The sequence below is a fragment of the Aequorivita sp. IT1282 genome (assembly GCF_058068205.1).
On record NZ_JBYRHR010000004.1, the window covers coordinates 454,785 to 480,699 of the forward strand.

General features: G+C 37.8%; 17 protein-coding genes and 1 tRNA gene. 13 read left to right on the forward strand and 5 right to left on the reverse strand.

Going from position 1 to position 25,915, the window contains the following annotated elements; translation table 11 throughout:
* The first annotated feature begins 1 nt into the window (after position 1).
* From AC3RVG_RS11385 to AC3RVG_RS11430, 10 genes are all read left to right on the forward strand, one after another.
* Positions 2-74 (forward strand) — tRNA-Trp (locus AC3RVG_RS11385).
* 77 nt (positions 75-151) lie between these two features.
* Positions 152-340 carry a preprotein translocase subunit SecE gene (gene secE / locus AC3RVG_RS11390; RefSeq protein WP_489691580.1) on the forward strand — a complete coding sequence of 63 codons (189 nt, stop codon included), beginning with the start codon at positions 152-154 and terminating at the stop codon, positions 338-340.
* A gap of 3 nt (positions 341-343) precedes the next feature.
* Positions 344-898 (forward strand): transcription termination/antitermination protein NusG, encoded by a 555-nt coding sequence (gene nusG, locus AC3RVG_RS11395; RefSeq protein WP_489691581.1) that lies wholly within the window; start codon positions 344-346, stop codon positions 896-898.
* Positions 899-962: 64 nt separating this feature from the next.
* Positions 963-1,400, forward strand: coding sequence for a 50S ribosomal protein L11 (gene rplK / locus AC3RVG_RS11400; protein WP_489691582.1), 438 nt, complete (start codon positions 963-965; stop codon positions 1,398-1,400).
* 20 nt (positions 1,401-1,420) lie between these two features.
* Positions 1,421-2,116, forward strand: a complete 696-nt coding sequence (gene rplA / locus AC3RVG_RS11405) for a 50S ribosomal protein L1 (protein ID WP_489691583.1) — start codon at positions 1,421-1,423, stop codon at positions 2,114-2,116.
* A gap of 12 nt (positions 2,117-2,128) precedes the next feature.
* Complete coding sequence (gene rplJ / locus AC3RVG_RS11410; RefSeq protein ID WP_489691584.1) at positions 2,129-2,650, forward strand: 50S ribosomal protein L10; 522 nt, start codon at positions 2,129-2,131, stop codon at positions 2,648-2,650.
* Between the two features lie 58 nt (positions 2,651-2,708).
* The gene (gene rplL / locus AC3RVG_RS11415) at positions 2,709-3,083 is read left to right on the forward strand and encodes a 50S ribosomal protein L7/L12 (RefSeq protein WP_489691585.1); all 375 of its coding nucleotides are present in this window, start codon (positions 2,709-2,711) and stop codon (positions 3,081-3,083) included.
* A 137-nt stretch (positions 3,084-3,220) separates the two neighbouring features.
* A complete protein-coding gene (gene rpoB / locus AC3RVG_RS11420; protein ID WP_489691586.1) occupies positions 3,221-7,033 on the forward strand; it encodes a DNA-directed RNA polymerase subunit beta in 3,813 nt (1,270 codons plus the stop codon).
* Between the two features lie 93 nt (positions 7,034-7,126).
* The gene (gene rpoC / locus AC3RVG_RS11425) at positions 7,127-11,425 is read left to right on the forward strand and encodes a DNA-directed RNA polymerase subunit beta' (protein ID WP_489691605.1); all 4,299 of its coding nucleotides are present in this window, start codon (positions 7,127-7,129) and stop codon (positions 11,423-11,425) included.
* Between the two features lie 99 nt (positions 11,426-11,524).
* Positions 11,525-11,845 carry a DUF3467 domain-containing protein gene (locus AC3RVG_RS11430; RefSeq protein ID WP_489691587.1) on the forward strand — a complete coding sequence of 107 codons (321 nt, stop codon included), beginning with the start codon at positions 11,525-11,527 and terminating at the stop codon, positions 11,843-11,845.
* Between the two features lie 426 nt (positions 11,846-12,271).
* Here the strand turns inward: AC3RVG_RS11430 and AC3RVG_RS11435 are convergent, their stop codons facing one another.
* On the reverse strand, positions 12,272-12,868 hold the full coding sequence (locus AC3RVG_RS11435; protein WP_489691588.1) for a hypothetical protein: 597 nt from the start codon (positions 12,866-12,868) through the stop codon (positions 12,272-12,274).
* Between the two features lie 105 nt (positions 12,869-12,973).
* Between AC3RVG_RS11435 and AC3RVG_RS11440 the strand changes: the two genes are divergently transcribed.
* Positions 12,974-13,126, forward strand: coding sequence for a hypothetical protein (locus AC3RVG_RS11440; protein ID WP_489691589.1), 153 nt, complete (start codon positions 12,974-12,976; stop codon positions 13,124-13,126).
* Positions 13,127-13,437: 311 nt separating this feature from the next.
* On the opposite strand, the gene AC3RVG_RS11445 is transcribed toward AC3RVG_RS11440, so the two are convergent.
* The 3 genes from AC3RVG_RS11445 to AC3RVG_RS11455 form a co-directional block, all read right to left on the reverse strand.
* Entirely contained in the window at positions 13,438-13,692 is a 255-nt protein-coding gene (locus AC3RVG_RS11445; protein ID WP_489691590.1) for a hypothetical protein, read from the reverse strand.
* A gap of 119 nt (positions 13,693-13,811) precedes the next feature.
* Positions 13,812-14,396 carry a hypothetical protein gene (locus AC3RVG_RS11450; RefSeq protein WP_489691591.1) on the reverse strand — a complete coding sequence of 195 codons (585 nt, stop codon included), beginning with the start codon at positions 14,394-14,396 and terminating at the stop codon, positions 13,812-13,814.
* Between the two features lie 606 nt (positions 14,397-15,002).
* Entirely contained in the window at positions 15,003-15,590 is a 588-nt protein-coding gene (locus tag AC3RVG_RS11455) for a hypothetical protein (RefSeq protein ID WP_489691592.1), read from the reverse strand.
* 456 nt (positions 15,591-16,046) lie between these two features.
* On the opposite strand from AC3RVG_RS11455, the gene AC3RVG_RS11460 reads away from it, so the two are divergent.
* A complete protein-coding gene (locus tag AC3RVG_RS11460; protein ID WP_489691593.1) occupies positions 16,047-17,288 on the forward strand; it encodes a hypothetical protein in 1,242 nt (413 codons plus the stop codon).
* 103 nt (positions 17,289-17,391) lie between these two features.
* On the opposite strand, the gene AC3RVG_RS11465 is transcribed toward AC3RVG_RS11460, so the two are convergent.
* Positions 17,392-18,996 carry a peptide chain release factor 3 gene (locus tag AC3RVG_RS11465; RefSeq protein ID WP_489691606.1) on the reverse strand — a complete coding sequence of 535 codons (1,605 nt, stop codon included), beginning with the start codon at positions 18,994-18,996 and terminating at the stop codon, positions 17,392-17,394.
* Positions 18,997-19,407: 411 nt separating this feature from the next.
* Here AC3RVG_RS11465 and AC3RVG_RS11470 point away from each other — a divergent pair.
* Positions 19,408-25,915 (forward strand): beta strand repeat-containing protein (locus AC3RVG_RS11470; RefSeq protein ID WP_489691594.1); only part of this gene is annotated, 6,508 nt, incomplete at its 3' end.

Genomic DNA, 25,915 nt, shown 5'->3' on the forward strand with positions numbered 1-25,915 from the left:
AACGGGTTTAGCTCAGTTGGTAGAGCACTGGTCTCCAAAACCAGGTGTCGTGAGTTCGAGTCTCCCAACCCGTGCAAAAAACATATTTTTTCTGAAAAGCTTAGCACAAGCCAAAAATTTCAGAAAGACCCAAAATTAATACTGCGACAAAATGGTAAACTATATTACAGAATCGTATAAAGAACTTAAAAATCACGTTACCTGGACTCCATGGGCAGAAGCACAGAAGCTAACAGTTATTGTAGCTGTGTTTTCCGTTCTATTAGCCTTAGCAGTTTGGGGAGTAGATACAGTATTCCACTGGGTGGTAGATCAATATTTCATCTGGATCAAGTCGTAAGAAATGTCCGAAACAACAAGTACAAAAAAGTGGTATGTAGTCCGTTCAGTTAGTGGACAGGAAAACAAGATCAAATCGTATATCGAATCTGAGATAAAACGATTGGAGCTTGAAGATCATATTGATCAGGTACTCGTGCCAACTGAAAAAGTAATACAGATCCGTAACGGAAAAAAAGTAAACAAAGAACGCGTTTACTTTCCTGGTTATATAATGGTTCAAGCTAATTTGGGTGGTGAAATTCCACACATCATAAAATCCATTAACGGCGTTATTGGATTTTTAGGTGAAGTAAAAGGAGGAGATCCTGTGCCACTTAGACAATCTGAAGTAAACAGAATGTTAGGTAAAGTTGATGAGTTGTCTGTAAAAGATGATAACGTTAATATACCTTTCGTTACTGGCGAAACAGTAAAAGTTATTGATGGTCCATTTAATGGATTTAACGGTACTGTTGAAAAAATAAATGAAGAAAAACGCAAGCTTGAGGTAATGGTGAAAATTTTCGGAAGAAAGACACCGTTAGAATTAAGTTATATGCAAGTAGAAAAAGTTTAATTGTTACGCTTAATAGGTTTTTTCAGAGGCTTCCACTTTTGATAGACCACATTAAAAATTAGAAATGGCAAAAGAAATCAGTAAAGTAGTTAAGTTGCAAGTTCGTGGAGGTGCTGCTAATCCATCACCACCAGTTGGACCTGCTCTTGGTGCTGCCGGTGTTAACATCATGGAGTTCTGTAAGCAGTTTAATGCTAGAACTCAAGATAAGCAAGGAAAAGTATTGCCAGTAGCGATCACGGTTTTTAAAGACAAATCTTTCGATTTTGTTATTAAAACTCCACCCGCTGCGGTACAAATACTAGAAGCTGTTAAAGTAAAAAAAGGCTCCGGTGAACCACACGCAAAAAAAATAGCCACAATCTCTTGGGATCAAGTTAAGACAATCGCGGAAGATAAAATGCCCGATCTTAATGCATTTACTATTGAGTCTGCTATGAAAATGGTAGCTGGTACTGCACGTTCTATGGGAGTTAAATTAAAAGGTGATGCACCTTTTTAATCTAAAAAAGAATCTATAAAATGGCACAATTAACTAAAAAGCAAAAGGAAGCTAAACTTAAGGTAGAGGATAGAACCTATACCGTAGCTGAAGCTTCTGCTTTAATAAAAGAAATCACCAGCGTAAAGTTTGATGCTTCAGTTGACCTTGCAATTCGTCTTAACGTGGATCCACGTAAAGCGAACCAAATGGTTAGAGGCGTTGTAACCCTTCCACACGGAACAGGTAAAGACGTTAAAGTATTAGCATTGGTTACTCCAGATAAGGAGGCCGAAGCTAAAGAAGCAGGAGCAGACTACGTAGGTCTTGATGAGTACCTCGACAAAATTAAAGGAGGATGGACAGATGTTGACGTAATTGTAACTATGCCAAGTGTAATGGGTAAATTAGGTCCTTTAGGACGCATATTAGGTCCACGTGGCCTTATGCCAAACCCAAAAACAGGTACAGTAACTATGGACGTTGCTAAAGCAGTTTCTGATGTAAAAGCTGGTAAAATCGACTTTAAAGTGGATAAAACTGGTATTGTACACGCAGCAATCGGTAAAGCATCTTTTGATGCAGATAAAATTGCAGGAAACGCAAGAGAATTATTAACAACCCTCGTTAAACTTAAGCCACAGGCCGCAAAAGGAATATACATAAAGAGTATCTATATGTCTAGTACCATGAGCCCAGGTGTTGAAATTGACACAAAAAGGTTTTCTGAGCAGTAAAAACTGGAAATTATGACAAGAGAAGAAAAATCACAAGTAATTGAAACGTTAACTGCGCAGTTGTCTGATAATGCCAACATTTATTTGGCAGACATTTCAGGCCTTAATGCAGGGAGTACTACTAACCTTCGTCGTGCTTGTTTCAAAGCAGGAATTCAGTTAGCAGTTGTTAAGAACACATTGCTTAAAAAAGCAATGGAGAGTTCTGATAAAGACTTTGGTGAATTAGCAGATATACTTAAAGGAAACACTTCTTTAATGTTCTCTGAAACAGGTAATGGACCTGCCAAAGTAATTAAAGAATTCAGAAAAAAATCTGATAAGCCGCTTTTAAAAGGAGCCTATATCCAAGAGTCAATTTACGTTGGCGACGATCAATTGGATAACTTGGTTGAACTTAAATCTAAAGACGAACTTGTTGGAGAAATTATCGGGTTGTTACAATCACCTGCTAAAAACGTTATTTCTGCTCTTAAGAGTGGTGGTAACACAATCGCAGGACTTGTTAAAACCTTATCCGAAAGAGAAGGATAAAATTTCATTTAGCACTAATTATTTTATATAAACACAATTATTTTTAAAAACGATAGAAATGGCAGATTTGAAAGATTTCGCAGAAAAATTGGTTAACCTAACAGTAAAAGAAGTTAATGAGTTAGCTACAATATTAAAAGACGAGTACGGTATTGAGCCTGCTGCTGCAGCTGTAGCTGTTGCTGCTGGTGGTGGTGCTGGTGCAGAAGCAGTTGAAGAGCAATCAGAATTCACAGTAATGTTGAAAGCTGCTGGTGCATCTAAACTTGCAGTTGTAAAACTAGTTAAGGAATTAACTGGTGCTGGTCTTAAAGAAGCAAAAGAATTGGTTGATAGTGCTCCTTCTCCAATAAAAGAAGGTGTATCTAAAGATGAAGCTGAGGCTTTAAAAGCACAATTAGAAGAAGCTGGAGCTGAGGTTGAGCTTAAGTAAGCTCACTACGTTCCAAACCCTTAGGTTTAGGTCTTCCGAATTTACTTCGGAAAGACCTAAACCATTTTGCGTATATAATGGTTAACACCTTTTTTATACGATTTTCATTATTATTTTAATTAAAATTCCGTCCATAGATGTCAGCAACGCAAACTGAAAGATTGAATTTTTCCTCTGTAAAAAATAAGCCGGATTATCCCGACTTTTTGGACATTCAGATTAAATCCTTTCAGGATTTTTTCCAGTTGGAAACCAAATCAGAAGAAAGAGGCCAAGAAGGATTATACAAAACCTTTTTGGAAAATTTCCCGATTACCGATACCCGAAACCAATTCGTTTTAGAGTTTTTAGACTATTTCGTAGATCCACCAAGATACTCCATTCAGGAATGTATTGAACGTGGTCTTACTTATAGCGTGCCTCTTAAAGCGCGTTTAAAACTGTACTGTACAGATGCCGAGCACGAAGATTTTGAAACAATCGTGCAGGATGTTTACCTCGGTACTATTCCTTACATGACCCCAAGCGGAACTTTCTGCATTAATGGGGCTGAGCGTGTTGTTGTATCGCAACTTCACCGTTCACCTGGTGTATTCTTTGGCCAGTCGTTCCACGCAAACGGAACTAAACTATACTCTGCTCGTGTAATTCCTTTTAAAGGTTCCTGGATTGAGTTTGCCACAGATATTAACAGTGTAATGTACGCGTACATTGACCGTAAGAAAAAGTTACCTGTAACTACACTTTTCCGTGCCATTGGTTTTGAAAGGGATAAGGATATTCTTGAAATATTTGACCTTGCGGAAGAAGTGAAAGCTTCAAAAACAGGACTTAAAAAATACATTGGCCGTAAACTTGCCGCACGTGTGCTAAAAACTTGGCACGAGGATTTCGTAGATGAAGATACTGGCGAGGTAGTTTCTATTGAGCGTAACGAAATTATTTTGGACCGTGATACTGTACTTGAAAAAGAACACATTGATGAAATCATCGATTCTGGATCAAAAACAATCTTGTTGCACAAAGAGGATAATTTATTGGCAGATTACGCCATTATTCACAATACATTGCAAAAGGATCCTACTAACTCTGAAAAAGAGGCGGTAGAGCACATTTATAGACAATTACGTAACGCTGAGCCGCCAGATGAGGAAACTGCTCGTGGAATTATCCACAAACTTTTCTTCAGCGACCAAAGATATAATCTTGGTGAAGTAGGTCGTTACAGAATGAATAAAAAACTGGGTCTTGATATCCCAATGGACAAGCAAGTGCTTACCAAGGAAGATATCATTACCATAGTAAAATATCTTATCGAGCTTATCAACTCTAAAGCTGAGATTGATGATATTGACCACCTTAGTAACCGTCGTGTACGTACTGTAGGGGAGCAATTGTCTCAACAGTTTGGTGTTGGTCTTGCCCGTATGGCACGTACCATCCGCGAGCGTATGAACGTTCGTGACAACGAGGTATTTACACCAATAGATTTGATTAACGCGAAGACACTTTCTTCAGTTATTAACTCATTTTTTGGTACCAACCAGCTTTCACAATTTATGGACCAGACCAACCCATTGGCAGAGATTACGCACAAGCGTCGTCTTTCTGCTCTTGGACCAGGAGGTTTATCTCGTGAAAGAGCAGGTTTTGAGGTTCGTGATGTTCACTATACACACTACGGACGTCTTTGCCCGATTGAAACTCCAGAAGGACCAAACATTGGTTTGATTTCCTCACTTGCGGTTTATGCGAAAGTGAACAATCTAGGTTTCATCGAAACGCCTTATCGTAAAGTAGTAGATGGTAAAATAGACTTGAAACATGCTCCTATTTATCTTTCTGCAGAGGAAGAAGAAGATCAGCACATTGCACAAGCTAACATTCCACTTTCTGATAAAGGTGTAATTGAAGCAGAAAAGGTAATTGCCCGAATGGAAGGCGATTTCCCATTGGTTGATCCTAGTATTCTAAATTACGCAGATGTTGCGCCAAACCAAATTGCATCTATTTCGGCATCGTTAATTCCTTTCTTGGAACACGATGATGCTAACCGTGCACTGATGGGCTCAAATATGATGCGTCAGGCTGTACCTTTATTAATTGCAGACTCACCAATCGTTGGAACTGGTCTTGAAAGACAAGTTGCTTCAGATAGTCGTGTTTTAATTAATGCTGAAGGAGATGGTGTTGTAGAATATGTAGATGCAAATGAAATCACTATTAAATATGACCGTACCGAAAATGAACGTATGGTTAGTTTTGATACTGACGACAAAACATATCAATTAGTAAAATTCAGAAAAACAAACCAGAGTACATCTATTAACTTGAAGCCTATTGTTCGCAAAGGCGACAGAGTTAAAAAAGGACAAGTACTTTGTCAAGGTTATGCTACTGAAAAAGGAGAACTTGCACTAGGACGTAACATGAAGGTTGCCTTCATGCCTTGGAAAGGTTACAACTTTGAGGATGCAATCGTGATTTCTGAAAAAGTAGTTCGTGAAGATATTTTCACATCTATTCACATTGACGAGTATTCATTGGAAGTTCGAGACACCAAATTAGGTAACGAAGAATTGACGAACGATATTCCAAACGTGTCTGAAGAAGCTACAAAAGATTTGGATGAAGCTGGTATGATTAGAATCGGAGCCGAGGTAAAACCTGGCGACATTCTTATCGGAAAGATTACTCCAAAAGGAGAAAGCGATCCAACGCCAGAAGAAAAACTACTTCGTGCCATTTTTGGTGACAAAGCAGGAGATGTAAAAGATGCTTCGCTTAAAGCTTCGCCATCTTTACACGGTGTTGTAATTGAGAAGAAATTGTTTGCCCGTGCGGTAAAAGACAAACGCAAACGTGCGAAAGACAAAGAAGACATCGCAGAACTTGAAGCAAAATACGAAGCTAAATTTATAGCTCTTCAAGATGTTTTAGTTGAAAAACTTTTCACTATTGTTGGCGGAAAAACTGCACAAGGTATAAACAATGACCTTGGTGAAATTGTATTCCCAAAAGGGAAAAAGTTCACATTAAAAATGCTTCATTCTGTAGATGATTATACCCACTTAATTGGAGGTACTTGGACTACAGATGATGAAACCAACGTGTTGGTTGCAGATTTAATGCACAACTATAAAATTAAGGAAAACGACCTTCAAGGTAACTTGCGTCGTGAGAAGTTTACTATCTCTGTTGGAGATGAGCTTCCATCCGGAATTTTGAAACTTGCCAAAGTTTACGTCGCTAAAAAGCGTAAACTGAAAGTAGGAGACAAGATGGCGGGACGTCACGGAAACAAAGGTATTGTTGCACGTATTGTACGTGAAGAAGATATGCCTTTCCTTGAAGACGGAACTCCTGTAGATATCGTGTTGAACCCACTTGGGGTACCATCGCGTATGAACATTGGGCAGATTTATGAAACGGTACTAGGATGGGCTGGACAAAAATTAGGTCGCAAATATGCAACTCCAATTTTTGACGGTGCAACTATAGACCAGATCAATGAATTGACTGATGAAGCTGGAATTCCAAGATTTGGACATACTTATCTTTTTGATGGTGGAACTGGAAAGCGTTTTGATCAACCTGCAACTGTAGGTATAATCTATATGCTGAAACTGGGCCACATGGTAGACGATAAGATGCACGCACGTTCCATTGGACCGTACTCACTTATTACGCAACAACCGCTTGGTGGTAAAGCACAATTTGGTGGTCAGCGTTTTGGAGAGATGGAAGTTTGGGCCTTGGAAGCATACGGTGCATCCAGCACACTTAGAGAAATATTGACTGTTAAATCTGATGATGTTATTGGAAGGGCTAAAACCTACGAGGCAATCGTAAAAGGTGAGTCCATGCCAGAACCAGGATTACCAGAATCTTTCAACGTACTTATGCACGAATTGAAAGGATTGGGTCTTGACATTAGATTAGAAGAATAATTGAAACCCTTCCGCTTCGGCGGAAGGGATCTTCATAAATTTCTTCCGAGGAATTAAAGCCTCATTTAACAACAAAGTTTATTTTAAATCATGATGAACAGAAATAAAGAAAACACAGTACAGAAATTCGACAAGATTTCTATTGGTTTGGCTTCCCCTGAATCCATTTTGGCGGAATCACGTGGTGAAGTTCTAAAGCCCGAAACAATCAACTACCGTACGCACAAGCCAGAGCGTGACGGTCTTTTCTGTGAGCGTATTTTTGGTCCTGTAAAGGATTATGAGTGTGCCTGTGGTAAATATAAAAGAATCCGCTACAAAGGTATTGTTTGTGACCGTTGTGGTGTAGAAGTAACGGAAAAGAAAGTACGTCGTGACCGTGTGGGGCATATCAATTTGGTAGTTCCTGTAGCACACATTTGGTACTTCCGTAGTCTTCCAAACAAAATTGGTTACCTTCTTGGATTGCCTTCTAAGAAATTAGATATGATTATTTACTACGAACGTTATGTAGTAATTCAACCAGGTATTGCACAATACGAAGGTGGAGAAGCTGTTAAGAAAATGGACTTCCTTACTGAAGAAGAATATCTTGCAATTCTTGATACAATTCCACAGGAAAACCAGTATTTGGAAGATAGCGATCCAAACAAATTTATTGCGAAGATGGGAGCAGAGTGCTTGATCGATCTTTTACAAAGAATCGATTTAAATACGTTGTCTTATAACCTTCGTCATAAAGCAAACAACGAAACTTCAAAACAACGTAAAACTGAAGCGTTAAAGCGTCTTCAAGTTGTAGAAGCACTTCGTGATGCAAACAAAAACCGCGAGAACAAAGCCGAGTGGATGATTATGAAAGTAGTTCCGGTTATTCCACCAGAATTACGTCCATTGGTGCCGCTTGATGGTGGTCGTTTCGCAACTTCAGATTTGAACGATTTATACCGTCGTGTAATTATTCGTAACAACCGTTTAAAGCGATTGATGGAGATTAAAGCTCCAGAAGTAATTCTTCGTAACGAGAAGCGTATGCTTCAAGAATCTGTAGATTCATTGTTTGATAACACGCGTAAATCTTCAGCAGTAAAAACTGATAGCAACCGTCCGTTGAAATCTCTTTCAGATTCATTGAAAGGAAAACAAGGTCGTTTCCGTCAAAACTTGCTTGGTAAACGTGTAGATTATTCAGCACGTTCAGTTATTGTTGTTGGACCAGAATTGAAATTATTCGAATGTGGTATTCCAAAAGATATGGCTGCCGAGCTTTACAAACCTTTCGTAATCCGTAAATTGATTGAAAGAGGAATTGTAAAAACTGTAAAATCTGCAAAGAAAATTATAGATAAAAAAGAGCCTGTAGTTTGGGATATTCTTGAAAATGTATTGAAAGGTCACCCAGTTATGCTTAACCGGGCCCCAACGTTGCACAGGCTTGGTATACAAGCTTTCCAGCCTAAATTAATTGAAGGAAAAGCAATCCAGTTGCACCCATTGGTATGTACCGCATTTAACGCGGATTTCGATGGTGACCAGATGGCAGTTCACCTTCCACTTGGCCCAGAGGCTATTTTGGAATGTCAGCTTTTATTGCTTGCTTCACATAACATTCTTAACCCAGCAAACGGTTCGCCGGTTGCGGTTCCTTCACAGGATATGGTTTTGGGTCTGTATTATATGACCAAACTGAAAAAGACAATGGGAGATACTGTTGTGAAAGGTGAAGGTCTTACTTTTTATTCAGCCGAAGAAGCTATTATTGCCTACAATGAAGGTATGGTAGATTTGAACGCCGAAATTAGAATCCGTACAATGGATTTTAATGATAAAGGTGAATTGGTAAAACAAATTATTACTACCACTTTAGGAAGAGTAATCTTTAACGAGAAAGTTCCTGTTGAAGCTGGTTTCATAAATGAAGTATTGACCAAAAAATCACTTCGTGATATTATTGGTAAAATTCTGAAAGTAACTTCAGTTCCAGTTACTGCAGCCTTCCTTGATGAAATTAAAACGCTAGGTTATAAATACTCTTTTGAAGGTGGATTGTCTTTCAGCCTTGGTGATATTATTATCCCAGCAGAAAAACAAAGCATGATTGATAATGCAAACACGCAAGTGGATGGTATTATCAATAGCTATAACATGGGTCTTATTACAAACAATGAACGTTACAACCAAGTAATTGATATTTGGACTGCAACTAACGCTGAACTTACCGAGCTTTCTATGAAGCGTATTCGCGAAGATCAGCAAGGTTTCAACTCTGTGTTTATGATGCTTGATTCTGGTGCGAGGGGTTCTAAGGAACAAATCCGTCAGTTAACTGGTATGCGTGGTTTGATGGCTAAGCCTAAAAAATCTAACTCTGGTGGAGGCGAAATTATTGAAAACCCTATTCTTTCTAACTTTAAGGAAGGTCTTTCAATTCTTGAGTACTTTATCTCTACACACGGTGCGCGTAAAGGTCTTGCGGATACGGCTCTTAAAACAGCAGATGCAGGTTACCTAACACGTAGATTGGTAGATGTTTCACAAGATGTTATTATTAATATCGAAGATTGTTACACCCTTCGTGGTATTGAAGTTTCGGCTTTAAAGAAAAACGAAGAAATTGTAGAAACACTTCGCGACAGAATTGTTGGGCGTACTGCGCTTAACGATGTTGTTAACCCACTTACCAAAGACTTACTTGTTGCTTCTGGAGATCATATTTCCGAAGAAGTAGCAGATGCAATTGCCGCCTCTCCATTAGAAAGAGTAGAAGTTCGTTCTGCACTTACTTGCGAGGCTAAAAAAGGTATCTGTTCGCAGTGCTACGGTCGTAACCTTGCTACCAATAAAATGGTTCAGCGCGGTGAAGCTGTTGGTGTTGTTGCAGCACAATCTATTGGTGAACCAGGAACCCAGCTTACACTTCGTACGTTCCACGTAGGAGGTATTGCGGGTAACATTTCTGAAGAAAACAAATTGGTCGTTAGATTTAACGGTAAAGCTGAGATCGAAGATCTTAAAACCGTTAAAGGTGAAGATAACCAAGGAAAACCAATTGATATTGTTATTTCTCGTACATCTGAAATAAAACTTGTTGACAAGAAAACAGGAATTACACTTAGTACCAACAACATTCCTTACGGTTCTACACTGTATACGAAAGATGGCGATAGCCTAACTGCTGGTGATGTAGTTTGTTCTTGGGATCCATATAACGGTGTAATTATTTCAGAATTTGCTGGAAAGATTAAATACGAAAACATTGTTCAAGGTATAACCTATCAGGTTGAAATTGATGAGCAAACTGGTTTCCAAGAAAAAGTAATTTCAGAATCTAGAGATAAAAAACGTATTCCAACCCTTCAAATTTTAGGGAAGAAAGACGAAGTTATCCGTAGCTATAACTTACCTGTTGGCGCTCACATTATGGTGGACGATGGCGATAAAATTAAGATTGGTAAAATTCTTGTGAAAATTCCACGTAAGTCTGCGAAAGCGGGTGATATTACAGGGGGTCTTCCACGAGTTACCGAACTTTTTGAAGCGCGTAACCCATCAAACCCAGCAGTAGTTAGCGAGATTGACGGTGTAATTTCCTTCGGAAAAATTAAACGTGGTAACCGCGAAATTATCGTTGAGTCTAAATTAGGCGAATTGAAAAAGTATTTGGTGAAATTGAGTAACCAGATTCTAGTTCAGGAAAACGATTACGTTCGTGCAGGTATGCCACTTTCTGATGGTTCAATTACTCCAGAAGACATCCTTCGTATTAAAGGCCCTTCAGCAGTACAGCAGTATCTTGTGAACGAAGTTCAGGAGGTTTACCGTCTGCAAGGGGTGAAGATTAACGACAAGCACTTTGAGGTTGTTGTTCGCCAAATGATGCGTAAGGTTAGAATTCAAGATCCGGGAGATACTACCTTCCTTGAAGACCAACTAGCTCATAAAGACGATTTCATCGAAGAAAACGATAAAATCTTCGGAATGAAGGTTGTAATCAACGCTGGTGATTCTGAAAACTTGAAAGAAGGACAAATCCTTTCACCACGTACATTACGTGATGAAAACTCTTTACTAAGAAGAAACGATAAAGAACTTGCAGAAGCACGCGATGTGGTTACTGCAACAGCTACGCCAGTACTTCAGGGTATTACGAGAGCATCGTTACAGACTAAATCATTCATCTCTGCGGCTTCCTTCCAGGAAACTACCAAAGTATTAAACGAAGCGGCTGTAGCCGGTAAAGTTGATACCTTAGAAGGCTTGAAAGAAAACGTAATTGTAGGTCATAAAATACCAGCCGGAACCGGTATGCGTAGATACGACACTATAATCGTGGGTTCTAAACAAGAGCTAGAGGAAATGAACCGCGTAAAGCAGGAAGTAAATTATAATTAATCTTAAAAAAGGTGCGTTTTCAGAAACGCACCTTTTTATTTTAGACCTCTTTTTATAAGAAAGCTAACGTCTAAAATCTAACATCTAACATCTTAAAAAATGGCAGATCAAAAAAAACAACAACCTAAACAAAACCAGATTAATATTGAGCTAGATGAAGCTGTAGCACAAGGTATATACAGTAACCTAGCTATAATCAATCACTCAGTTTCTGAGTTTGTGGTGGATTTTGTAACCATTATGCCCGGAATTCCAAAGAGCAAAGTGAAGTCTAGAATTATCTTGACGCCACAACACGCTAAGCGGTTTTTAAAGGCATTGAATGACAATGTTAAACGTTTTGAAAACGCACACGGCGAAATAAAAGATTATGAGCAACCGCCCATACCTTTAAATTTTGGCCCAACGGGTGAGGCTTAAAATAGTAAGTAACAGTAGGCAATGCCAGCTGTTCAATTACAACGATTCTTAAGTTATTCATTAGATATTATTCATTATTAAAAAGTACCCTTCCTGCATTTTAAATGCGAGAAGGGTATTTTTTTTGGCTGTCATAAATTCGTGCATTACGATTCTGTAGTGCTGTTTATAGTAGTTAATTGCCGATTTATTTTTTGAATGAATTGCTATTTTCAATTTGAAAACGATAAAAGCTATTTAAAAGGTTTTGCGAGCCTATATTATTAAAAGATCAATACAGTGTTATTGAAGTATTTTAAATCGTCTTATAGGCGCTAAAGCACCTTGAGCAATCGCCAACACTTTTAAACTCGAAGCTAGGGAAGGCACAAAAAAATGCCCTGCGATCTGCAGGGCATTTTTTTTAATTTACAAAAGGTCTAAAATTTAACCCTGATGATACATAATGATCCATTTGCTATATACGCCATCATAAACAAGATGGATCATTGACCATTGTTCACCCTTCATTTCTTTATTTTTTTCAATTCTATTTATTAAGATGTTTCCACCTTCTTTAAGTTCTAGCTTACCATTTTGAGGGTATAGCCAGATACTTTGCCCTGGATAACCTGCTACAATTCCTGTAATCTTAGTTTCTCCATTTCTATAAGTATTATAAATTCTAATAATTGCGTGTTCGGCGTTGGTTTGAAAAGTTAAATTAGGGTCAATTAAAAGATTCAAATTATCGTGATCCTTTGCATTTAGGCGGAGCTCACCAAAAGTATAATCAGCTGCTGCCTTAGCGCTGAGTCTGTTACCTTTTAGAATTAAGTTTCGATCTACTGCAACTTCACGAACAGTTCCATTGGAGCTCAATCCACCCAATTTTGTAGATTGAACGGATAATTGAGATGTGTTTGAAACACGCGCTGTGCCATTAACATGTAAAGTTTCTTGGGGATCTGTAGTATTTATACCTACTTGGGTAAAGGCAATAGTGGGTAATAGCGATACTAAGAATAGTAATCGAAGATTCATCTTTTTAAAGTTTGTGGGGATTAGTAAGTTACAAAGATATAAAGGCAGAAGTTTCCTACAAGTTTTTAGTATAACTTTAGCTGAAATACACTATTATTCAGAAACATGGGGCAATCGCTACTAACCGAAAATCGCGTTTTTTATTTGGCTAAATACCTATTGGGTGCTGTTTACGGAGGTAATGCAACGACAGAAGCTGCGTTTAGTGTGAATTTTGGAGATAGAGACAGTTTGGATATAAATGTGATGTATTATTAACTATCTAGCTTTAAAGTGCGTAACAACCCACTTCTGAATCTCGTCATCGTATATTAATTGCACAAAATCATACGAGGTAGTTCTTACCTCGCCATTATTCATATTTGCCTGAACTTGATTGGCCGAACTTGAATCACTTTTTAAAAACCAAATTTTAAATGTGGGTTGTTGGGGATAAATCTAGATACTATGACCATTAGGTTCTTCTAAAACCCCTGTTAACCAAACGTATCTATTAACGCCACTAGCCGCTATGTTAACCTCAATAATTGATTTTCCTTCATTCGTGTTTCCGTCACTAATAAGTAAATTTAGGCCGTCATGTTCTTTAATTTGAAATTCAAGATAGCCGAAACTATAATCGTTGTATGACTTGGCGCGCTTAAATTGTTATTATTTAAAATTGAATTTTCACTAATCGATCCGTTGATATTTAAACCAATTGCTTTTGTGGTATTTACAATGCGTACCGCTTCCTTTACGTTTAACATATCTTGTGGAGTGGTGCCTATACCTAATTGGGCAGACTTACAGTAATGGTGTATCGCCAAGGTTTCACCACTCAAAATGCTGAATATAATTGAGGTGACGGATAACTAGAATTTCTTTTAAATGATTTTTTTTTAAAAAAAAAGAGACTCTCAGTGTTGACAGTCTCTTTTGTATAGTGGTAATGTTGGAGATTTTAACCCCCGTGGTTTTGCATAATAATCCATTTTGCCCTAGTGGCATCATATACAATATTGATCATACAATATTGTTCTCCAGATGGTTTTACATTGTCTTCAATCCGGTTTGCTAGTAATGAATTATTGTTGTTTGTTTTAAAGGCAAACTTTGAATTTTGTGGATAAACCCAAATACTTTGACCATCATATCCTGCTTTTACACCGGTAAATTCGGTGTCACCAGTATTATATATTCTAATAATGGTTTTTCCGTCGTTGGCTTGGCCAGGTTCTAATAATAAATCCACGTTGTTCTGTGTTTTGGAAGTGAAACTCACAGACCCAAAGCTATGGTCGTATTTTACTTGGACGCTTAGAACATTATTAGATAAAACTAAATTTGATCCAACTGAAACTTGCCGCACGGTTCCGTTCGCGTCTAAGCCACTTACTTTAGTTGAAGTAACTGATGGTGATGTATTAGAAACGCGCATAGTTCCGTTAACGTGCAATGTTTCCTGAGGATCTGTTGTGCCTATACCCACTTGGGCGAAAGCAATTGATGGTATTATCAATAGCAAAAATATAAGTTGTAGGTTCATTTTTTTAAGATTTTGAGGTGATGAAAATCGATTAAATAAAAGCTATTCTAAAAATAACTGTTCAAAGTTACAATTTATAATTGGATAAAAGACATAAAATATCCACAAAATGCATATTTCGACGTTAAAGAGTGTTAATTATTGACTTTATCATAAAATCATTGTAATATTATTTGTGCGCAAATGTTAGCGTATGCTGCTGTATAGGCAAGTTTACCTCATATTAATATTGCTACTTTGGGTCTCTAAATTTCTGAAGATTGATTAGCGGGTTTATAGTTTTCGCAAGGATAGGAATATATCTCACGCTTAAAATTATAAATTAATTAGGAGAAGAGTATGACTACTGTTATTTCGGCTTATGTTAGTTGTTGAACGGCCAGTGGCTGCCTAACAGCAAAAACTCCCTAGATGCGGGAGCGTGCAATGTACATTTGTTCGGTGCTGATTTTGGAAGTAATGCAGTTTTAGAGGCTTTATGTAGTGTGCGTTTTGGAGATTGGGACAACTAATATGTAAGTGCTATGTATTATTAAATTAATTCGTTTATATAAAAAATGCCCTGCGGTTAGCAAGGCATTTTTTTGTTTTAGCCAAATGGGAGTATTAGCCTTCATGATTCATAATTACCCATTTTGATATCGCATAATCATAAACAAGGTGTATCATTTCCCATTGTTTAGCCTTCATTACACCATTTTTTAATACGTTGTGATTTTCCTTAATGTCAAGGTCATTGTCTTGTGGATAAAGCCATATACTTTGGCCATTATAGCCTGGGTCAATTCCTTTAACTTCAGTTTTGCCATCTCCATTTGAATTGTATATTTTAATAATAGAAAATTCAGCATTAGCTTGCGCGGGATTAGTGGTAGGGTTAATTAAAAGGTTTAAAGGTTCTTGGGTTTTTTCGGTGAGACGAAGTTCCCCAAAACTATAGTCATATTTTACTTTGGCGCTCAGTCTGTTATTGCTTAAAATTAGATTGTTATCTACAATTACTTCTTGAAGGACACCGTTAGCATTAGTCCCGATTATTTTGGTAGTTTGTACTCTTGCAGTATTATTTATACTTCTAATTCGCACTGTTCCTTCAACATCTAATGTTTCCGTGGGTGTTGTGGTATTTACACCAACTTGTGCAAAAGCGATTGTGGGAATTATTAATAATAGTAATAGAAGTTGTATTTTCATGATGCCTAAATTTCTGTTTGAATAATATACAAATGTATAATAGTATGAATTTCTCACAAGGGGGGCAAGGCTTCTATAAAAATAGTATTCCAGTAATTTTTTGAATGTTGTAGGAATAAACAGGCTTGATTTTGTGAATAAAATCGATTAAACCTCATAAAATTCGACAAACCGTTCTATTGTATGGCTTAGAGAATTATAATACTATTCGGCTTTCCTACAAAAAGCTAAAATATATTTTAACATTATTCGATGAAGTGGTATAATTAATCGATAAACATATAAAAGGAAAGCAATATCAATAGAAACTTAATATCATGAACATAAACAATCTCCGTTTTTGGTTGAAAATGATTACTTAATCTTATATAAATGTATATCGTCGTGTAGCTGCGCTAAAAGTGCTGAAAATTAACTAAAACATTAAGATAGTTATTCAAATATATATAGATATTTGTGCGGAATTTAATCTTCATCGATATGAAATATTTAATACTGTTTTTGTATTTTAATTTGCTAAGCGTTAGCTTAATAGCCCAAGTGGGTATTAATAATGTAGACCCAAAATCTTCGCTGGATATTACAGCTAGCAGCAAAGCAACTCCCGCAATAACAGATGGTATATTAATACCTAGAATAAGTGTCTTTCCAACAAGTACTCCAACGGCTGATCAAGATGGCATGTTGGTATATTTAGATATGGACACAACTTTAAGAAGTAAAGGTTTTTACTATTGGGATTCTGCTACTTCTAAATGGATTGGACTAACAAGCGAATGGGAGAAAGGAACAAATGTGGGTAATCAAAATTTAATAAAAGCCAAACAAGCGGATGCTGCGGGTACTAAAGTTGTTATAACCGAAAGTGGTTATGTGGGTGTTGGAACCGATAGCCCTACAAGTGAAGTACACATAATAGGTAAACGTACAGGAACTGATAAAATAGAGTTGAGTGTACAAAGTACTACTGGTCCTGCCGATATTAAATTATCCCCAGCCTCATCTTCTTCAATAGCTGTTCCATATCTTATTTCAGCTGTTGGTGATGGCACAACTGGGTTTCAGATTTCAGAAAATGCTGATGTTAAATTCAACATACGCCGGGATGGGGCGGTACGCATTAAGGATTTGAACCTAGCAGAGAATAGTGGTTTTAAATTTCCTGCAACCGTTTATGCCGATACTAATGGCGAATTGTTAGTTAAGGGTGCGCGATCTCCCAATGATGCTTTGGTAGTGAATACAAGTGCGGTAAGTTTTCAGATTATTTCTGCCTTGAAGAATGAACATGATAAAGAAGTTATAAGTCCAAGTTTGTATATTTATACAATAACACCGACTCAAGACATTTTATTAGATGTGTCATATCAGTTAGGCGTTTATGTAAATCAGACTGAGGATCCAACTAAAGGTCCGGAAAATCAACACGAATCTCAATTGTATGGTGCTTTTTTTGAAGTGAATTCAAATACAAGTTTAAGATATGCATTAAGTGGCGAGAACTTCTCTGGAGGTACAGATAGTTTTGCTGGCTCATATTTTATAAATGGACAGGCATATATTCCTTTATTAGCTAATACAGCTTATACAATAAAACTGAAAGGATATATCCATTCAGCTCTTAAAAATGATAAAGGATGGAGAGCAACTTTTGGTTCAGGAACCTTAAATATGGTGCAAATTCTTCAACGTTATTAATTCCTTTTGAAGAATATAATTTAAATTCAAATATTCATTAAAAAATCCAGCTCGACCGCTGGATTTTTTAATGGTTGTAATTGACAAATTAAATTTAAACTAATTACACGTTCTTACTCTTTTCAAACTCACTCACAAAATGAAATTTCACATTCGGGTATTTAGATTGTGTCATTTGTAGGGTGAATGATGAATCTGCAAAGAAAACCAGTTGGCCGCGTTTGTCTTTTGCTAAAAACTTCGCCTTCACTCTTTTAAAATCTGCAAACTCAGCGCTTTTTGGGTCTTTGGCTTCTACCCAGCAAGCTTTGTGTACGTTTAGGTTTTCGTAACTACATTTAGCGCCGTATTCGTGTTCTAGTCTGTATTGTATTACTTCAAACTGAAGCGCGCCAACGGTACCTATAACTTTGCGACCATTCAATTCTAAAGTAAAGAGTTGCGCCACACCTTCGTCCATTAATTGGTCAATCCCTTTTTCAAGCTGCTTGCTCTTCATTGGGTCTGCGTTGTTCACGTATTTAAAATGTTCTGGTGAAAAACTTGGGATGCCTTTATAGTGCATTTCTTCACCTTCAGTAAGTGTATCGCCAATTTTAAAGTTTCCCGTGTCGTGAAGACCTACAATATCGCCAGGGTAGGAGATGTCTACTATTTGTTTCTTTTCGGCAAAGAAAGCGTTGGGACTGCTGAATTTTATTTTTTTGCCATTGCGAACGTGCAGATAGGGCGAATTTCGTTCAAAAACACCGGAAACAATTTTCACAAAAGCAAGGCGGTCACGGTGCTTTGGGTCCATATTAGCGTGAATTTTAAACACGAAACCAGAAAAATCTTTTTCATCGGGTTTCACCAAACGCGTATTGCTTTCTTTAGGGCGTGGGGAAGGGGCAATTTCAACAAAACAATCTAGCAACTCGCGTACGCCAAAATTATTAAGTGCAGAGCCAAAAAATACCGGTTGTAATTTTCCTACTAAATATTCCTCTTGATTGAAGTCTGGGTAAACCTCGTGCACAAGCTCCAGTTCTTCCCTTAGCGTATTAGCGGCTTTTTCGCCAACAAGCTTATCGAGTTCGGGACTGCTTAGGTCTTCGATCTCGATGGTTTCTTCAATATCTTTTCGGCTATCGCCGCTAAAAAGGTTTATATTTTTTTCCCATACATTATATATACCCTTAAAATCGTACCCCATCCCGATAGGAAAACTCAGTGGTGTAACGCGCAGTTGCAGCTTTTGTTCAATCTCGTCGAGCAAATCGAAAGCATCGCGACCTTCGCGGTCTAGTTTATTGATAAATATAATAATAGGTATGTTGCGCATTCTACAAACTTCAACAAGTTTTTCAGTTTGCTCTTCCACACCTTTTGCAACGTCAATCACCACTATTACGCTATCTACGGCAGTTAGCGTTCTAAAAGTATCTTCCGCAAAATCCTTGTGACCGGGTGTGTCTAGAATATTTATTTTAATGCCTTCATATTCAAAAGCTAAAACCGAAGTAGCTACTGAAATTCCACGTTGGCGTTCAATTTCCATAAAGTCGCTGGTAGCGCCTTTTTTCACTTTATTATTTTTTACTGCGCCGGCTTCTTGAATTGCGCCACCAAAAAGCAGCAATTTTTCAGTAAGCGTTGTTTTTCCGGCATCTGGGTGTGCAATAACCCCAAATGTTCTTCTTCGTTTTATTTCACTTTTAATAGACATATAGACTAATACAATTTGCGCCAAAGATATGGGTTTTTACAAAGTTTTTACAGTGTAAATTCTATTAAAATGAAAACCATTTTTAAGTTTATTTCTTAAATAAAGTGTTTTTATTTCTAAATTTATTAAAAATAATATCAGGAATTTGAAGATGAATTTTAGTGACTTAAAACAGGCAAAAAAGCTATAAAAATGGTCTGAAAAATTTAAAAATTAGTCGATTTTGACCTTTTGTGAAGGGCTTAGAATGCTTGTTATTAGCCCTAATCTTGTAGTTCAACGAAATTTTTCTGCACTTAACCTATAATGTGTTATAACGCAAATAAGTAAACATTATTATTCCGTACATTTGGTCTTGATTATGGGCTTTATCATCTCATGACGCCATATTGTAATAAAAAATAAATAGGTATGAATAGAATTACTTCTCTTCGAATTAGCGCAAGAAAAATTAAGACAATAGTTGCCCCTCTGTTGTTTTTCTTTTCGATCTTGATGTTAGCATCTGGTTTTAAATCTAGCCATATAGAATATAAAGGATATTACTTAGAGCCAGAATTGCTGCGCAGTCTTGAGACTGCTCAAATTGGACCTTCCACAGCAGAGGAAGTTGGCTACATTCCAGAAAATTCGGCTAGTATGGCGGGAACTATAACTGTTCCTGTTGGATCTGTTGTTATAGATATGGGTGTTACGCCTCAAACTTTTAATAATGGATTAAAGCCTTACGGTTTAGTAGTTTCTTTACTTAATACATTTCAAACGCCAGTAATTTGGTCTATCAATCCTGCTAAAAGTAAGGATGGGGTAGATTTTACAGTTGATGGTAGAAGTTTTAAAGGAGGTACTTTTATTATTTCAAAAGAAAATATTACCAGTACGGTTCAAACAGAAATAAATCTTTGGAGAAGTAGAGGTGTTGTTACCTATACTACACTAACAAGTGTAGATGTGCCTTTACACAGAGAATTGACATATAATGTAAGGTGGATTATTAATCAGAAAAACGCCAAGATTGCCGAAGCTTATATGGAGAATGCAGGAATTCTTACTTCTGCATATACAATTGGAACTCCATTAAGTTTAAATTCATGTAGTGATTTATTCATTATACCGCATGATGATCCAGATTGGGCAGGTTTTGGAAACCCATTATTAGATTGGAATGAATCTCTTGCCAATGGCGGGAATTCTGGTTGGATTTGGGCAGGATGTCAAGCTGTTTCAAACTTGGAACGCGATGTGGATCCTACAAATCCAAATATAAGAACTAACTTTTTGGCAAAAAGCCCTACAGTATATCCAGGACCTTTTGATGGTTATGGACTTATTGAGCATGGCGAACATAGGGATGCTTCTGGTATTTATCCTTACCTAAATGATTTTCCTACTGATCCTATCATGCAATTTATGGGTAGAACAGATAAAGCGCACGATGGTGGTTCTGAGCAAATATATTTGCCTTACCCAACTGGAGGTTGGAGAAGCACCACGAAAGTTGGGGCTTGGGATCCTAATCAAAGAGATGTTCTAGAAGGCAAGTCTCCTGGGAAGGCAGCTCTTGTTGCTTATGGTAGAGCTTTTGGTCAGTCGGCCAGAGGTATGGTTTTATATGAAGGAGGTCACGAACTAAAAAATGGTTCGGTAGCTGAGAACGTAGCTGCGCAACGTATATTTTTCAATTTTGCACTAGAGTCTCCTGCTGAAAAAGCGCCACAGATTACTAATACTACTGTTATTCCTTCAGTGGTGGAAACTGGACAAACTATTCAGTTTAATCTTAACGTAGTTTCAAATACTGCTGTTACTTATCAATGGTCTACAACTTGCCCATCAGGCAGTTTCAATAATTCAACAATTTCCAATCCAATTTTTACTGCAGGTGGCTTATCTAATGGATGCCTTATTAAAGTTAAAGTTACCGATGCTTGTGGAAGAACTTCTTTTTTAACATTCAATATTAGAATTATTGAGCAACCAATAGTACCAACTCCTAGAGATTGTACTTGTGCTCCTTTTTATGATGGAGGGAATTTTAGAAACCCACAATTAATAAGTGGTAGTGCACTTCAAGTTGGTGCTATTTATAAATTCGCAAATATTTTTCCAAACATTGATGGTTTAGTAAGAATTGAAGAATTTACAGGAGGAGCTTCCCTTTTAGAAATGGATGTAACTTCTTCTGGTTTGCCGGAGGCATTTCAACCAAGAATAAATAGTACTAATAATAATGATCAGAGTGTACTCTTTAATATAAAATTTGTTCGGTCTGGGGGTACTTATAATAACCCTAGCGATCTGGTGGTAATTTCGTATTATGCTACGCCGCTAGATATAGATGGTGATGGTAGTAATACACGAGAATATGCCGAAATAAGTTTGCCAGATGCATACTTTTTAGCTGCTAATAGAAAAATTAATATTAGTAGAATTGGAAATATTATTCGAGGAGAAGCAATAACTACTGAGACCGCGCCGGGTGGTGATGTTTCTTTGGATGCAAGATGGACATATAGTAACTATTTCGAAAATAAAAGCTCCTTATCATATAGAATTGGTAAAACGGGTGGAGATAGCGATAGATATTATTCATTGAATATGAGTAATGCTAATTACCCACAACCTGAATCTGTATTGATTACGTATCCTGTTATTTGTGGTAGTGTAAAAGATGTAGATGGAAATCCTTTAGTTAACGTAAATGTTGGTATAACTGGATCTGACGGAAGCTCACAAACAATTCAAACAGATAATACTGGTCATTATAAAGGAGTAGCGGAAATTGCCCAAGCTCTTGTTGATGTAACATATCAAGTTCGCGAAACTGATCCGAATGGATATATTTCTGTTTCCGATGTTGATGGTGCCAATGATAACTTGATTACTCGAGTTATAAATTTAAAATCAACCTGTGGAAATGATTTTGTTGATGGACCTGAAGATGTGAACGGTTGGTCATTTGTCTGTGGTGATAATAAAACTGTTGATGAATATGGATATAATGCCAATTGTAATACAACTACAACAGCTACAATTCCAAACCCAGGTAATGTATATGAATATATAGTAGAAATAGTATATAAAGGTTCAAATCCGGGTCAGACAATACAAGTAACTGATGGTAGTGGAAACCCGCATACATTAGTTAGAAGAACGCCAATTGGCGGAAGTAGTAATATTTGGGCGTATAGAGGATTGTTTTCTGGCAGTACGAATACAGTAACATATACAAATAATAATAATAGATGCGACCTTCAGTCAATGATGGTGTATGCATTTAGAAACGTCTCAGACGCGGCTGCTAATTCAGGTGTTTTTCCTGACATAAGTGGGCTTAACGATGTTAGGACTTTTACAATCAACATACCTACTTTTAGTGGGCCACGTGATATAGTTTTAGAAACACCTATTTCAGAACTTACAAACGATGGACGTTATCTTCTTCTTAGAGCTGAAGCTGGAGGAGTAACTAATCAAGTAATTTTATATGGTCCTGATGCAAGTTTGCCAGGAGGCACTTGCTGTTTGGCAATACCTAAACTATTATTAGATAATGTTCCAGGAACTGCAACGCAGGTAACTGTTACTGTAGATACAAGAAATAATCAAAACGGTCAGACTGTAAATGGTCAATCGTGGATAATTGCAGGTGGTGTAAATGTAGATGCTAACTGTTTTTCAGATTTAGCACTTAATTTAGTAAGTAAGACAGATATCACGTGTTTCGGAAGTAATACAGGAGCTATTACTGTACAAGCTACCGATGGAGTTCCGCCATATCAATTCAGATTAAACGGAGGTACATATCAATCTAGTCCAACATTCAACAATCTTGTTGCTGGAGTATATGTAGTTGAGGTTATAGATTCTATTGGAAATACTAAATCGCTTTCGGTTACATTAACCCAGCCTGATAACATAGTTATTCAAATAACTAAACAAAATGCCACTACTTCTGGTGCCTGTGCGAATGGTCGGGCTACGGCTACTCCTACTGGAGGAATTCCGCCTTATACGTACCAGTGGAGTGCTAGTGCTGGTAGTCAAACAACCGCAACTGCTACTAGCCTTCCTTCAGGCACACATACAGTTACTGTAACAGACTCTAACGGATGTCCAGTAAATCAAGGGGTTGTAATTGATTGTATTAATGATTGTGATGCTGTAATTGCAGTAGACTTTGTTACTCACGTATCTTGTAAAGGTGATAACACTGGTGTTGCAAGAGTTTCGGCGAGTTCGGTTGCCAATCCTGCAGCACTATTCACATTTACATGGAATACAGTTCCGCCACGAATTGATGCCGGCGTAACTTCTAGTACAATTAATAATTTAGCTGCAGGTGTTTATACCGTAAGTGTAACCATTGATGGGACAGTTTGTCTCCCTGTAGAACAAAGTGTAACAATAAACGAGCCTTCAAACGGATTAAATGTAACCGCTACATCTACAGATGAAAGTGGTCCTAATACGGGAGATGGAACTGCTACAGCGAACGCTTCAGGTGGAACACCACCATATTCATATAGCTGGAGCCCCGGAGGTCAAACTACTCGGGTTATTACAGGTTTGAGTGCTGGTGTATATACCGTTACCGTAACGGATTCAAAAGGTTGTACAGCGGTGGCTTCTACAACTGTTAACCCAGGAAGTTGTCAAGGTTTAAGTGCGAATGCTTCTTCAACTGGAGTATCGTGTAATGGAAATAGTAATGGTACGGCAACAGTTTCTGTGAGTAACGGAGTAGGACCATTCAATTACTTATGGAGCCCAGGGGGAGCAACTACCCAAACAATTACAGGATTAAGTGCAGGAACATATACAGTTACTGTTACCGATCAAACAACATTATGTACGGTAAATGCTTCAACTACAGTTAACCAACCCAACGTACTAAGTTCTGGTATTGCAATTACGAGCGTATCTTGTTTTGGGGGTAATAACGGATCATTAGATCTAACTGTTGCCGGGGGAACCCAGCCATATTCTTTCTTATGGAATAATGGTGCAACAACTGAAGATTTATTCAATTTAGCGGCTGGTACTTACTCAGTAACAATTACTGATACAAACGGCTGTACAACAACAAATAGTGCAACAGTGCTACAGCCAACTGCAGCTTTATCGCTCACATATACTGTACAAGATGTACTTTGTTATGGCAGAAATACTGGGGCAATTGATATTACTGTTGCCGGTGGTACTGTGCCTTACCATTATAATTGGAGCAATGGTGCTACAACTCAAGATTTATCTAGTATCCCTGCTGGTGTTTACAGTGTTACTGTAACAGACGCTAATGGATGTACACTTACTCAAACTTCAATTACAGTAAGTGAGCCATCGAATCCTATTAGTGTAATTATTACCAAAGAAAATGCAACAACCGGACAAGGTTGTAACAATGGTCAAGCTACTGCCAGTCCTTCTGGAGGAGTTGCGCCTTATACATATTTATGGAGTGCAAGTGCAGGCAATCAAACTACAGCAACGGCAACCAATCTTCCTGCAGGTTCACATAGCGTTACTATAACAGATACTAATGGTTGTGAACTTGTACAAGGTGTGGTTATTATTTGTGATAACACCTGTGATGCGATTATTACAGTAGATCAAGTAACGAATGTGCTTTGTGCTGGTGATAATAGTGGTACTGCTACAGTTAGTGCCTCTTCGGCGGCTAATCCTGCGGCATTATTTACATTCACATGGGATACAACTCCGCCTCAAGTATATGCTGGTGTTACAACTAGTACTATTAATAACCTTGTTTCAGGTATTTACACTGTTAGTGTAACTATCGATGGTACAGTTTGTCAACCTGAAGAGCAAAGCGTTACGATAACTGAACCAGCAACCGTTCTTTCGGTATCCGCGACTTCAACAGATGAAAGCGGACCCAATACTAATGACGGAACAGCAACTGCAAATCCAATAGGCGGTACTCCGCCTTATGCTTATAGCTGGAGTCCAGGTGGACAAACCACCAGAGTTATTACAGGATTAGGTGCAGGTGTTTATACAGTTACTGTTACTGACGCAAATGGTTGTACTGCAATGGCAACTACAACTGTGAATCCTGGAACTTGTAGAGGATTGGCAGCAAGTGCATCTTCAACATCTGTAACGTGTAATGGAAATAGCAATGGTACCGCAAGTGTTTCAGTAACTGGAGGATCGGGATCATTTACTTACCTATGGTCTCCTGGAGGTCAAACTACAACAACTATCTCGGGATTAATTGCCGGAACATATTCTGTTGTTGTTACCGATACAGTTACATTATGTACTGTTAATGCTTCTACTACTGTTAATGAGCCTAATGTGTTGACTTCTGGAATAGCCATTACTCACGTTAGATGTTTTGGTAATAATTCAGGTGCATTAGATTTAACAGTCACAGGTGGAACAGCTCCTTACTCCTTCTCATGGAATACTGGTGCTACATCTGAAGATCTTATCAATTTAGCTGCGGGTACTTATACTGTAAACATTACCGATGCCAATGGTTGTACTGCTACAAAGAGTGCTACAGTTTTGCAGCCTGGTACTGGTCTTACTTTAGCAATTACATCTCAAACTAATGCAGTTTGTAGTGGATTGGGTTCTGTAACCGTTCAAGCGAGTGGTGGAACTGTGCCTTACTTATATAGTGTTGACGGCGGTGCATATCAATCTTCCGGAACATTCAATAATTTAACAGCAGGTAACCATACTATCACTGTCTTAGATGCCAATAATTGCACGAATCAAGTTGCTGTAAATATATTAAGCAATTGCATATTAGCCATTGACGACATCAACGATACCTTTAAGAACCTACCAGTAGGAGGCGATGTATCTACCAATGACTTGAACTTAGACGGTCCAGCCGGAACGGAAGTGTTCACTTTGGTAACAGGTCCAACAAGTGGTACCG

Excerpts from the sequence above, each read along its gene's own strand:
- rplJ (WP_489691584.1), top strand. The coding sequence starts at position 2,129 with ATGACAAGAGAAGAAAAATCACAAGTAATTGAAACGTTAACTGCGCAG.
- AC3RVG_RS11435 (WP_489691588.1), bottom strand. The coding sequence starts at position 12,868 with ATGAATCTTCGATTACTATTCTTAGTATCGCTATTACCCACTATTGCC.
- secE (WP_489691580.1), top strand. The coding sequence starts at position 152 with ATGGTAAACTATATTACAGAATCGTATAAAGAACTTAAAAATCACGTT.
- AC3RVG_RS11440 (WP_489691589.1), top strand. The coding sequence starts at position 12,974 with ATGGGGCAATCGCTACTAACCGAAAATCGCGTTTTTTATTTGGCTAAA.
- rplL (WP_489691585.1), top strand. The coding sequence starts at position 2,709 with ATGGCAGATTTGAAAGATTTCGCAGAAAAATTGGTTAACCTAACAGTA.
- nusG (WP_489691581.1), top strand. The coding sequence starts at position 344 with ATGTCCGAAACAACAAGTACAAAAAAGTGGTATGTAGTCCGTTCAGTT.
- rplK (WP_489691582.1), top strand. The coding sequence starts at position 963 with ATGGCAAAAGAAATCAGTAAAGTAGTTAAGTTGCAAGTTCGTGGAGGT.
- rplA (WP_489691583.1), top strand. The coding sequence starts at position 1,421 with ATGGCACAATTAACTAAAAAGCAAAAGGAAGCTAAACTTAAGGTAGAG.
- AC3RVG_RS11465 (WP_489691606.1), bottom strand. The coding sequence starts at position 18,996 with ATGTCTATTAAAAGTGAAATAAAACGAAGAAGAACATTTGGGGTTATT.
- AC3RVG_RS11455 (WP_489691592.1), bottom strand. The coding sequence starts at position 15,590 with ATGAAAATACAACTTCTATTACTATTATTAATAATTCCCACAATCGCT.
- rpoC (WP_489691605.1), top strand. The coding sequence starts at position 7,127 with ATGAACAGAAATAAAGAAAACACAGTACAGAAATTCGACAAGATTTCT.
- AC3RVG_RS11450 (WP_489691591.1), bottom strand. The coding sequence starts at position 14,396 with ATGAACCTACAACTTATATTTTTGCTATTGATAATACCATCAATTGCT.
- AC3RVG_RS11430 (WP_489691587.1), top strand. The coding sequence starts at position 11,525 with ATGGCAGATCAAAAAAAACAACAACCTAAACAAAACCAGATTAATATT.
- rpoB (WP_489691586.1), top strand. The coding sequence starts at position 3,221 with ATGTCAGCAACGCAAACTGAAAGATTGAATTTTTCCTCTGTAAAAAAT.